Annotated in this window: 12 protein-coding genes; 9 read left to right on the top strand and 3 right to left on the bottom strand. The window is 65.0% G+C overall.

Going from position 1 to position 11,227, the window contains the following annotated elements; translation table 11 throughout:
- Positions 1-38: 38 nt before the first annotated feature.
- Genes ACZYZ9_RS02435 through ACZYZ9_RS02425 form a run of 3 tightly spaced genes read left to right on the top strand, consistent with a single transcriptional unit; the run spans position 39 to position 2,131 of the window.
- Positions 39-662 carry an AIM24 family protein gene (locus ACZYZ9_RS02435; RefSeq protein WP_463824600.1) on the top strand — a complete coding sequence of 208 codons (624 nt, stop codon included), beginning with the start codon at positions 39-41 and terminating at the stop codon, positions 660-662.
- 9 nt (positions 663-671) lie between these two features.
- A complete protein-coding gene (locus ACZYZ9_RS02430) occupies positions 672-1,370 on the top strand; it encodes an AIM24 family protein (RefSeq protein ID WP_463824599.1) in 699 nt (232 codons plus the stop codon).
- On the top strand, positions 1,367-2,131 hold the full coding sequence (locus ACZYZ9_RS02425; RefSeq protein ID WP_463824598.1) for an AIM24 family protein: 765 nt from the start codon (positions 1,367-1,369) through the stop codon (positions 2,129-2,131). Before ACZYZ9_RS02430 ends, ACZYZ9_RS02425 begins: the two co-directional genes overlap by 4 nt.
- 22 nt (positions 2,132-2,153) lie before the next feature.
- Here the strand turns inward: ACZYZ9_RS02425 and ACZYZ9_RS02420 are convergent, their stop codons facing one another.
- From ACZYZ9_RS02420 to ACZYZ9_RS02410, 3 genes are read right to left on the bottom strand one after another with little or no spacing between them, the layout of a single operon-like run.
- On the bottom strand, positions 2,154-2,822 hold the full coding sequence (locus ACZYZ9_RS02420) for a TerD family protein (protein WP_463824597.1): 669 nt from the start codon (positions 2,820-2,822) through the stop codon (positions 2,154-2,156).
- A 31-nt stretch (positions 2,823-2,853) separates the two neighbouring features.
- Positions 2,854-3,990 carry a DUF475 domain-containing protein gene (locus tag ACZYZ9_RS02415; RefSeq protein ID WP_463824596.1) on the bottom strand — a complete coding sequence of 379 codons (1,137 nt, stop codon included), beginning with the start codon at positions 3,988-3,990 and terminating at the stop codon, positions 2,854-2,856.
- Positions 3,991-4,017: 27 nt separating this feature from the next.
- Positions 4,018-4,593, bottom strand: a complete 576-nt coding sequence (locus tag ACZYZ9_RS02410) for a TerD family protein (RefSeq protein WP_463824595.1) — start codon at positions 4,591-4,593, stop codon at positions 4,018-4,020.
- 254 nt (positions 4,594-4,847) lie between these two features.
- Between ACZYZ9_RS02410 and ACZYZ9_RS02405 the strand changes: the two genes are divergently transcribed.
- The 6 genes from ACZYZ9_RS02405 (at position 4,848) to ACZYZ9_RS02380 (ending at position 11,170) form a co-directional block, all read left to right on the top strand.
- Positions 4,848-5,948, top strand: a complete 1,101-nt coding sequence (locus ACZYZ9_RS02405; protein ID WP_463824594.1) for a hypothetical protein — start codon at positions 4,848-4,850, stop codon at positions 5,946-5,948.
- Positions 5,949-5,971: 23 nt separating this feature from the next.
- Positions 5,972-7,132, top strand: a complete 1,161-nt coding sequence (locus ACZYZ9_RS02400) for an HpcH/HpaI aldolase/citrate lyase family protein (protein ID WP_463824924.1) — start codon at positions 5,972-5,974, stop codon at positions 7,130-7,132.
- Positions 7,129-8,400, top strand: a complete 1,272-nt coding sequence (locus tag ACZYZ9_RS02395; protein WP_463824593.1) for a phosphoribosyltransferase family protein — start codon at positions 7,129-7,131, stop codon at positions 8,398-8,400. The genes ACZYZ9_RS02400 and ACZYZ9_RS02395 overlap by 4 nt, the downstream gene beginning before the upstream one ends.
- The gene (locus tag ACZYZ9_RS02390) at positions 8,397-9,506 is read left to right on the top strand and encodes a cysteine protease StiP family protein (RefSeq protein ID WP_463824592.1); all 1,110 of its coding nucleotides are present in this window, start codon (positions 8,397-8,399) and stop codon (positions 9,504-9,506) included. Before ACZYZ9_RS02395 ends, ACZYZ9_RS02390 begins: the two co-directional genes overlap by 4 nt.
- Positions 9,503-10,306, top strand: coding sequence for an HAD family hydrolase (locus ACZYZ9_RS02385; RefSeq protein ID WP_463824591.1), 804 nt, complete (start codon positions 9,503-9,505; stop codon positions 10,304-10,306). The genes ACZYZ9_RS02390 and ACZYZ9_RS02385 overlap by 4 nt, the downstream gene beginning before the upstream one ends.
- A 162-nt stretch (positions 10,307-10,468) precedes the next feature.
- Complete coding sequence (locus ACZYZ9_RS02380; protein WP_463824590.1) at positions 10,469-11,170, top strand: HNH endonuclease family protein; 702 nt, start codon at positions 10,469-10,471, stop codon at positions 11,168-11,170.
- The last annotated feature ends 57 nt before the right edge of the window (positions 11,171-11,227 follow it).

Here is an 11,227-nt window from a genome sequence, read left to right as displayed (position 1 = left end):
ACGTTTGCGCTGGCAAGTCAACAGGCTGGGGAGCGTACATGGCGCAGTTGTATCAGCAGCACAAAAAGGTGATCGAAGCCCATCTGAACAACACCAGCATCCGCGCATTGACCGGCGCCATGGTGGCCTACGAGGGCAACATCGCGTTCAAGAACGCCGGCTTCGGGGGTGGCTCGGGCATGCTGGCCGGGCTTAAGCAACGCGTCACCGGCGAGGCGCTGAGCCTGATGGAATGCACCGGCCAGGGCCGGGTGTTCCTGGCGGTCAACGCGCAGAACGTGACGATCATCAACCTCAACAACGAGCAGTTGCAGGTGGAGTCGCGCCAGTTGCTCGCACTGGCCGGCAACCTGCAGACTAACGTGACGTTCACCGGTCTGCGCGGAGCCTCCTCCGGCCAGGGGTTGTTCACCACCGTGGTCACCGGTCAGGGCCAGGTCGCGCTGCTCTCCGCGGGCGGCCCGCTGATTCACCTGGAGGTCAGTCCGCAATACCCCCTGGTGGTCGACCCCGACGCCTTCGTGTGCGCGAAAGGCCAGATGCAGCAGTCGTTTATCACCGACGTGTCGTGGCGGACGGCGATGGGCCAGGGCAGCGGTGAGAACTTCTCCCTGCGGTGGGACGGCCAGGGCATCGTTTCAATACAACCGGCCGAGCGCTAGGGAGCCGCAGTGGTATTCACCAAGGTCAACTCGAAGGTCGTCAAGGTCAATGTCGGCCAGGCCGGCGGCGTCGTGGCCCGCACCGGAGCAATGCTGTTCTACACCGGCGACGTCGCCTTCGCGCCGCACCAGGTTCCCGGAGCGGGGCAAATGGGCGGTATGGGCGGCATCGTCCGGCTCGCCGGGCGCATGATGCAGGGCGAACACGAGCGCACCATGATCGCGCAGGGCAGCGGCGAAGCGCATTACGGCTACGCCGGCCTTGAAGTTCACATCGTCGAGATCCAGCCAGGCCAGGTGCTGCGCGTCGAGGCCTCGCGGTTGCTGGCCAACACCGCCGGGCTGCAATCCTCGGTGGTTTCGGTGGCCAGCACCGGCGGTGGTGGCGGCGGCGGGATGATGGGCATGTTGCGTGGCGCGGCCAGTGGCGCACTGACCGGCCAGGGCTTGTGGACGACGCAGCTGTCCGGACACGGCGCCGCGGTGCTGCTGGCGCACGGCGGGGTTCTCGAACTTCAAGTGGGAGGCCCCAATCCGATAGTGGTGGATCCGCAGGCTTTCGTCGGCGTGTACGGCAACGTGCAGACCGAGTTGAAGACAGCGATGAGTTGGCGGGACGCGGTAGGACGCGGATCGGGTGAAGCGATGCAACTGAAATGCCATGGGCAGGGAACCGTTTTCGTGCAAGCGTCGGAGGAGAAGCTGTGAGCACGTTTGGCCAATCGCTGAATCCGAACACGCTGCCCAACGACGACAACATTCCGGACAACGCCTACGCGTTCTGCATCGACCTGCTCAACCCGTGGTTCATCCGTAAGGGCGCCATGATTGCCTACTACGGGCAGATGCAGTTTCGGGCACTGACCCACGGTCTACAGGGTGGGCTGATGCACATGGTCTCGCAACAGTTCTCTGCGCCACTGTATTTCGGTGATTACACGGTCGCCGAGGGTCAGGGCAAGCTCATCATCGGCGACCGCGGCTATGACATCAACTCCTATGACCTCGACGACGGCAACCTGACCATCCGCGCGGCCAATCTGCTGGCGTTCCAACCGGGTTTGTCGCTCAACCAGTCGATCGTGCCGGGCTTCGTCACCCTGATCGGCACCGGCAAGTTCCTCGCGTCCTCCAACGGTCCCGTCATGTTCGTTGAACCACCGGCGCGCGTCGACCCCGAAGCGTTGGTCGGCTGGGCGGATTGCCCGTCCCCCAGCCATCACTACGACCAGCGGTGGATCGGCAGCTTCCTCGCTGCGGGCGCGGCGCGATTCGGCATCAACTCGGGTGAGGAACGTCAGTTCGATTTCACCGGCGCCGGCACCATCCTCATCCAATCAAGCGAGAAGGTGCTCAGCGACTCAGCGGTGGTGCGCACCATCGAATCTCAGCTCTACGGACTGACCAGCGGCGGATTGCAGCGGCTCAACCAGGTGATCACCGCGCAGCTGACGCAACAGCACCACTAGCGCTCGGCGTTGGGGCGATGCCTCAGTCCTTACGGCCGGCCTGCCACTGCAGACCCCAACCGTAGGCCTGGTCGAGAAACCGCTGGCTGCCGCTGATGTATTGCACCTCGCGGTTGACGTGCAAGGCGCCCTGGGCGTAGTAGACCTGGGCGATCGCGCAGATGCGCGCCTCGTTGTTGGGCGAGTCCATCCGGACCTCGATCTGCGGCCCCGATGTCGGGTACAAGGTGACCACGCCGTCGACTGCCGCCCAGTTCGGTGCGCCCTCGTAGATCATCGCGAAAATCAAGATCCGCCGAAAGCGTTCGGGCTGTTCGAGATTGATGCGCATATTCTCCCCACCGGCCGCTGATCCGGTGCGGTCGTCGGCATCCAGGGCGATGTAGGGAGCCCGGTCCAGCGACCCGTACGAGTTCCCCAGCGCCTGGACGACACCTTTTTGTCCGGTGGACAACTCATAGAGACAACCCAGGTCGAGGTCGACGGCACCGGCGTAGCCGCCGGTGTTCCAGTTGAGGTTGACCCGCATAACGCCTTGTTGCTCACCGGCTTTGGTCAGACTGATCCGCGGGGCATCCTTGGTCAGTTTGATTTTGGACAGGTTGACTCCGCTGGGGGCCGACGGAGGTGGTGGATGCGATGGCGCCGCAGCTGGAGTTGACCGGGGCCGCTTGGTGTAATCGATTGCCATTGCCGGCCTTTCGGTGACGTTGGACGTGCCGCTATTCAATCTCGGCAGGCTGCGGTTCCGGTGTTTCCTCGGCCGCTTCGCGACGGTTGCGGACCACGCTGGTGAGGAACGCCGCGCCGATGAGCACCACGCCGATCATGCCCGTGACCACCTCGGGCAGCTCGTATTTGGGGTTCACCGACACCAACAAGATCACCGCCAGGGCGCCGATCGCCCAGTGCGCGCCGTGTTCGAGGTAGACGTACTCCGACAGCGTTCCCTTGCGCACCAGGAAAATGGTGATCGAACGAACGAACATCGCCCCGATGAAGCCCAGGCCCAGCGCGATCAGGATGGGGTCGGCGGTAATCGCGAAGGCACCGATCACTCCGTCGAACGAGAACGACGCATCGAGTACTTCCAGGTAGAGGAACAAGAAGAAACCCGCTTTGCCCGACGCCTTGGCGAGGTCGGAGGGCCCGACCCGGGCCGGCTCGTCGGATTCGTCCCCGTCCCCGTCCCCGTCCTCGTCGACCTCGAACATGGACCCGAGACCGTCAATGACGATGTAGGTGATCAGGCCCAACAATCCCGACAACATCACCGTGGCGCGTTTGTCGGGTTCCGCGGCGAACTGGGAAGCCAGCAGGATCGACCCTGCGGCCACCGCGACCGCCAGCTGGTCGAGCTTGCCGGCTTTACCCAGCGGCCGCTCCAGCCACGACAACCAGGTGATCTCGCGTTCGCTGAAGATGAAATTCAGGAACAGCAGCAGCAGGAACGCTCCGCCGAACGCGGCGATCTGGGGGTGCGCGTGGTGCAGTGCGGTCTCGTAGCTAGGAGTGCCGTCAGCAAACGTCTCGGCGTGGTTGGGCGGCGGATTGAGCGCTCGGTCGATAGCCTCGCGCGGCCCCATGTGAGCGGTGATCCACACCACCAGCAGTGGAAAGACCAACCGCATACCGAACACGGCGATCAGGATTCCGATAGTGATGAAGATCCGCTGCCAGAATTCGTTCATCCGGCGCAGCACGGTCGCGTTGATGACCGCGTTGTCGAACGACAGCGACACCTCAAGGACGCCCAGGATGGCGCACAGGATCAACGCATGAACACCGCCGTAAAACCAGGCGACGATGAGCGAAATGATCGTGACCAGAAATGACGGCCAGAAGATCCGCAATGCCATACCAGCCCCCCTACCAGGCCGGACGCCCTAGACGTTGACGCCGTAGTCGCGAGCGATGCCGGCGAGGCCGGATGCGTAGCCCTGCCCGATGGCGCGGAACTTCCACTCGGCGCCGTGACGGTAGAGCTCGCCGAAGACCATGGCCGTCTCGGTGGAGGCGTCTTCGGAGAGGTCGTAACGGGCCAGCTCGCTGCCGTTGTTGCGGTCGATGACGCGGATGTAGGCGTTCTGGACCTGCCCGAAGCTCTGGCTGCGAGCGTCAGCGTCGTAGATCGACACCGGGAAGAAGATGTTGGTGATGTTCGGCGGGGTGGCCGCCAGGTCGACGTTGATGACCTCGTCATCGCCTTCGCCCTCACCGGTGAGGTTGTCGCCGGTGTGCTCGATGGTGCCTTCCGGTGAACGCAGGTTGTTGAAGAACACGAAGTGCTGGTCGGAAAGCACCTTCTTGTTCTCGCCGGTGGCGATGGCGCTGGCATCGAGGTCGAAGTCGGTGCCCGTGGTGGTCCGAACGTCCCAGCCCAAGCCGACCGCAACCGCCGTCAGATTCGGCGCCTGCTTCGTCAACGAGACATTGCCGCCTTTGCTCAGACTGACACCCATCGAACACCCCTCCAGATGATTCAAAGAACTTTGTCGGACTAGATACCTGCAAACACCAGTCGTTGCCAACCGTAGTACACCAGCGCTGAGTAAAGCGACGGCTATCGGTAGGGATTCTTGAGCCCCGCTAAGATCGGACTGTGCGCGGGCGGTGGTTCAGACGGTCTCGCGAGCCCGGCAACAACGCGCACCTCGGTCCGGCGCAAGCGGCTCTGACAGCATCGTTTCTGGACCTGGAAAACCGCCGGAACGTGGTGGAATCCCTGTTTGAGGCCGCCGCGGCGGTCGAGCCGCAGCCCTCCCTCGAACCGCAGTTCGACGCCGTCCGCGCGGCGTGTTACGACGCTACCGCTGCCTACCTGTCCGCAACCGGATCGGACAGCGACGGGCTTGGCGCCTCCCGGAAGCCGTACCAGCTGACCGGGGCTACCGAACGGGCGCAGCAACTTATCGATTCGGCGCGGCACGGCCTGGATCAGTTCCATGAACGACACCGCGCGACGATGGACGCGGTGGCCGCTCGCGGCGTTGCTGCGCAAGCCGAGGCTGCTGCGGCGACCACCGAAGCCGATGGTGTCGCGCAGCGGTTGGCGCAGACCGCGCCTGCATTACGGGCCTACCCGTCCGTGCACCGCGCGGGTGAGGAATTGACCGCGGCATACGACAACCTGCAGTCGGTCCGTGCGCAGCGCAACGTGGCGTCGCTGGCCGGTGCCAGCCGCCGACTCAGGGCCGCCGTCCAGGCGGTTTCTGAGGCTCTCGACGCGGCGCCCCAGCTCGACGAACGGGCACAACAGACGGTCGCCTCGTTGCGCACCCGGCTGGATGCGTTGCGCAACCGGGTGGACAGTGTCGACGCCAACCGGTCAGCGCTGCTGCGGGAATTTCACGCCAACAGTTCGAAGGATCTGCTCGACAACGGCCCGGCGAGTCAGAAGCATCTCGAACGCGCCGACGAACTGCTGGCGCGCGCCTCCGCCGTTCAGCGCGAGCGCCAACCGGAAGCGGTGCTGGACCTGGCAACCCAGGCGCGCGCCGAGCTGTCCGCAGCCGAAGAACGCATCGATGCCGTCGCCGACCGGCTTGTCATGCTCCGCGAGCTGCGCAAGGATCCGGCTAGCAAAGAAAAAGAGGTGCGTTTCCGGCTGCGGGACGCCCAACGGTTAGCGGTCGACCGCGGCGCCGCCAAGGAATGGGGTACGGCGTTGGACGCCCAGGCCACCCGCATCGACCTGCTGGTCGAGGGTCTCGGTGTCCCGCACCCGGACTACTGGGGCTATTACCGCGGGATGGAGGACGTATCGAAGTTCATCACCACGATCGTCAACCGGATCCGGCAGGGAGCGGCGAAGTGAGGCACCCGTCGTCGGCGACGGCGATTCGACATTTCCACCATCTGGCGCCAGCCGAACAGGAACGGCTGTTCATCCGCCCTCCGGAGGTGCTGGCCGTCGACGGCGACCGTGAGCTGCTTGCCGTCGGGTTGGGAGCCACCCTGTACATCCCCGCTGACCGGGCCGAACTCGCGGCGACCGTCGCCAGGCGTGCCGCCGAGGGGGTGTGCTCGATGGTCTTCGACCTCGAGGACGCCGTCGACGAGGGTGCGGCAAGTGGTGCACTGAGCAACGTCGTCGGCGTCCTTGATGAGCTTGCCGTGACCGCAGATGCGACGCAGGCAATGCTTTTCGTGCGGGTCCGTAGCGTGGAATGCATTTCCCGCATCGCGGAGGCATTGGCCGACGGACGGGATGTGTTGACCGGATTCGTGATCCCGAAGTTCTGCGCGGCAACTGGCGAGCGGTTTCTGCAAGAGATCACCAACGCCGGCCGAACCCTCGGCAGACACCTGTATGGCATGCCGGTGCTGGAGTCGGCGGAGTTGGCTTTCCGCGAAACCCGCAGTGGTGAGTTGACGGCTATAGCCGAGGTCCTTGCCGGGCACCGGGATTCAGTGTTGGCTCTGCGCATCGGTGCGACCGACATGTGCGGGCTGTTCGGGATCAGGCGCGATCGCGACCTCACGATTTATGACGTGCGGGTGATCGCGGACGCGATCAGTGACATCGTGAACTACTTCGGTCGTGCGGACGGTACCGGATACGTGATCACCGGTCCGGTATGGGAGTACTTCGCCGATCACGAGCGATTGTTCCGGCCGATGCTGCGGACGACGCCGTTTGCTGAGCACGACGCGGTGCGGTTCCGTGATCAGTTGGTGAGCCGCGACTTTGATGCCCTGCTGCGCGAATTGAGCCTCGACCGAGCCAACGGCCTGCACGGCAAGACCGTCATCCACCCCTCGCATGTGCCTGCTGTGCACGCACTGGCCGTGGTGACTCACGAGGAATACCGCGACGCCCTGGACGTTGCCGAGGCCGAGGTGAGTGGAGTGCGCCGCTCGGAATACCGGAACAAGATGAATGAGCCACGGCCGCACCGTATTTGGGCCGACCAAGTGCTACGTCGTGCTCGCGTCTTTGGTGTCACGCGGCAGGGCGTGTCCTTCGTCGACCTGCTCACGGTGCTTGCTGGACGATGACCCGATCGCATTGGGCAACAAACTCTTTCGGTTTCGCGGTCCTGGACAGCGATGGGACCGATCCGGTCTCGGTGACTGATCTGGTGTTGCCCGGACTGCGCCGCAACCCACGCCGTGCCCACTTGCTGGTCTCGACCGTGCTGGGTAAGCACATCGCTGCGTCGCCGGCCTCGGTGACTGGGGCGGGGCACCGGCTCGGCGACCGCATCCGTGATGGCATCGACGGTGAACTCGACGTGCTCGGAATGGCGGAAACCGCGACAGGATTGGGGCATTGTGTCGCCGATCGCGTCGACGCCGCCGTCTATATCCACACGACCCGGCGACCCGCGGCGCCGGAGCTGATCTATGCCGGGTTCCAGGAGGGGCACTCCCACGCCACGGATCACACGCTGCAACCCAGCACCGGCGACTTGCTCGAACAGCGACGGACCTTGGTCATCGTGGACGACGAAATCTCCACCGGTAGCACGGCGTTGGCCGCCATCTGCGCTCTGCAGCGTCGAGCACCCCGATCACGTTACGTGGTGGCCTCCCTGGTGGATGTCCGCGAGCCGCACCACGAACACGCGGTGCAGCGCACCGCCGCGGAACTCGGTGTGCAGATTGATCACGTGAGCCTCGCCAGAGGGCGGGTCACTCTGCCGGACAGCATGGTTGACGACGTGAATGCGTTGCCGTCGCCAACGCTCAATGCCGCGTTCGGTGCTCGCGCCGGCTCCGCCCGCCGGATCGAGGTGGCCTGGCCCGACTCGATCCCGGAAGGAGGCCGACACTGCTTCACCCGGGCGGACCGCCCGGCGCTGGACCGTGCCTTGGAGCATGCGGTGGCCCAGGTGGCTGACGGGTTGGACGCCGGTCGCCCGGTGTTGGTGGTGGGTCACGAGGAGTTCATGTACCTGCCGCTGCGGGTGGCAGACGGGCTCGCGGGTGCGGGGCTTGCCGTGCGCTACCAGTCCAGTACGCGGTCGCCGGCCTACGTGCGCGATGTGCCGGGCTATCCGCTGCGCCGCGGGTACCAATTCAGTGCGTGTGAGCCAGGCGACGACGCGCCCCGGTTCCTCTACAACGGGTGGGCTCCCGAGGAATCGGGTGGTGAAACCCAGCTGGTCCTGATGGTGGACTCTGGCGCCGACACGCTGCGCCTCAACGAATCTGGCGGCATCGTCGATGTCTTGACCACAGCAGGCTACGACATGCTGGTGGCAGCGGTGCACGGACCGGACGTGGCCGGACTGGCCGTCGCGCGTTGCGGTGCGCACTCGTGAAGCCGCTGCGCGGGCCGGCTTTCGGGTCCTACACCGCCGAAGAGGTGAGCTGGCTGCTCACCGACCTGTCCGAGGTTGCGCTGGAGGCGGACACCCTCGAACGGGAGCGGGAGATCCAAAGCGGCCGCGCGCATTACGCCGAATCCCTGCCCATCGAGTACCAGCCCGACCACGACTACCGCGAGCTGTTCACCACCGTCTTGGCGGAGAGCGCGAGACGGCTTGCCGTCGCCGTCGGCGTGGTCACTGAGTTGGTACTGGCCGAGCGCGGCCGCGACGTGGTCCTCGTATCGCTGGCCCGGGCCGGCACGCCGATCGGAATCCTCATGCGGCGCTGGGTGCTGCGCCGGCACGCCAATGCCGTTCCGCACTATGCAATTTCGATCGTCCGGGATCGGGGGATCGACACGGTGGCATTGGATTACCTTGCCGCTCAACATGCTCCGGAGACGGTCGTGTTCGTCGACGGTTGGACTGGGAAAGGTGTCATCACCCGCGAACTCAGCGCCGCCTTGACGGAGTATCACCGGGTGACCGGCATCAGGTTCAACGATGACCTGGCCGTGCTGGCCGACCCCGGGCACTGTGTGCGCACCTACGGAACTCGTGACGATTTTCTGATCGCATCGGCCTGCCTGAATTCGACCGTCTCGGGTCTGGTCTCCCGTACCGTGCTCAACCCCCACCTGCTGGCCCCGGGGGAGTTTCACGGCGCCAAGTTCTATCGTGAGCTGGCCGCCGACGATCAGTCCGCGACCTTCCTCGACGCAGTGTCGGTGCACTTCGAGGACGTCGCCGAGGACGTCCGGCAGGGCGTGGCAGCGGTCCGCGGCAGCGACCGGGCGCCGACCTGGTCGGGGTGGGCGACAGTCGAGCGGATACAGCGCGAATACGGCATCGCCACCACCAACTTCGTCAAGCCTGGCATCGGCGAGACGACGCGCGTCCTGCTCCGGCGGGTGCCGTGGCGAATTGTGCTGCGCGACAACGACGATCCTGCCCATCGCCATATCCGGATGCTGGCGCAGGCCCGCAATGTGCCGACCGTGCACGATCCCGACCTGGCCTTTGCGTGCGTCGGGCTGATCAAGGACATCACCGCATGACGGCGCTGATCGCCTGCGACCTGGACCGCACCCTGATCTACTCGCAGCGCCACTTCGGTGCTGAAGACCGCACCTGTGTGGAGATTTACAACGAATCGCCGGTGTCTTTCATGACTACCGAGGCGGAGGCCGGGCTGCGGGCACTGGCCGCTCGGGTGACAGTGCTGCCCGCCACCACCCGCACCGTTGTCCAATACCAGCGAATAAAACTGCCGGGCGGCCCTTTTCGTTATGCGGTGACGAGCAACGGTGGCAACATCCTGGTTGACTCGGTGGCCGACGCCGAATGGAGCAAGAAGATGGCCGCCCGGATCAGCGGCGGCGGGCCGCCGTTGACGGACATCGTCGCCGCGTTGAAGGCACGCATCAGCGATGACTGGGTGCTCAATTTGCGCGTGGCCGAGAATCTCTTCTGCTACCTCGTGGTCGACGAGGCCTCGATGCCGGCCAATTTTTTGGACGACTGGGCGGGTTGGTGCGGGGACCGCGGCTGGACGGTGTCCCGGCAGGGCCGCAAGATCTATGCGGTGCCCGAGAGCTTGCGCAAGTCGCATGCTGTCGCGGAAGTACGCCGACGCCTGGTCGATGAAGGTGCGTTACCGGAAACGGCGCCGGTGCTGGCCGCCGGTGACGGTGCACTGGACGCCGACTTGCTGAGCTACGCTGACAAGTCCATTCGCCCCGCGCATGGCGAATTGCATGTACTCCACTGGCAGTCACCGCGCACGGTGGTGACCGCCTCCAGCGGCGCCCGCGCGGCCGCCGAGATACTGACCTGGCTGGCTCGGCAGGCGCGCTGACCCGGTGTGACCAGCGGTTCGGTGCGATACGCGGCGGCTCCGTCAGACGGGCTCCACCACGCGACACCGGCTGCGCCGCACTGTCGGTGGCCCGCGGTAGAACTGCGATATGTCACATTGTGCGGGGACCGGGTGAAGCGGCGGAGGGTCGCCGAGGCGTTGGTGATCATCGGGGTCTTGCTGGCCGTAGTGGTCGGCTGCGCGTCGCCGGTCACTCAACCCAAAGCGGTGCCGCCGAATCCCGTGGCGGCGCCTTCGCCCACCACGTCCAGCGCTACCCTCGCCCCGGGCATTTCTCAACACATCGCTCAGTTGTTGAGCTCAGCCGTCGTCATCCCGCGGCTCGCGAACGTCCCGGGATATGAACGAAGTTGCAAGGCGGGCAAGGGTTGTGTGTTCGGGCCGGCGTGGGCCGATACCGAACACACCGGATGCGATACCCGTAATCGGGTGTTGGGGGCGCAGTTGACCGACGTTGTGTTCAAACCCGGGACCAGGAATTGCAAGGTAACCGCCGGAATCCTCCAGGACCCGTATTCCGGCGCGACCCTCGTGTTCGGCGGCCCCGCCCGCGACGCCATCGAGATTGACCATGTGTTCGCGTTGAAACGGGCGTGGGATGCCGGCGCGGCGCAGTGGTCCGCTGCGCGGCGCCTCGAATTTGCCAACGACACCAAAAACCTGCTCGCGGTGTCGGCGGCGGAAAACGGGCGCAAGTCCGACTCCGGCCCGGACGAGTGGCTGCCAACCAATCGCCAGTTCACGTGCCGGTTCATTGAGATCTACCTCGGCGTCGCGGTCAAGTATCAACTCGCCGTCACTGCAACGGATAAGTCTGTCGCTGAAAGTAATTGCCCGCCATGACTGTTCGGGTTCAGTGCGAATGCGCCCGCAGTCGCGTGGTAAAGATCGCCAAATAGC

The sequence above is a fragment of the Mycobacterium sp. IDUB_28 genome (assembly GCF_055419285.1).
The sequence above is the reverse complement of the archived record's forward strand: the minus strand, read 5'-3'. Positions and strand labels throughout refer to the sequence as shown.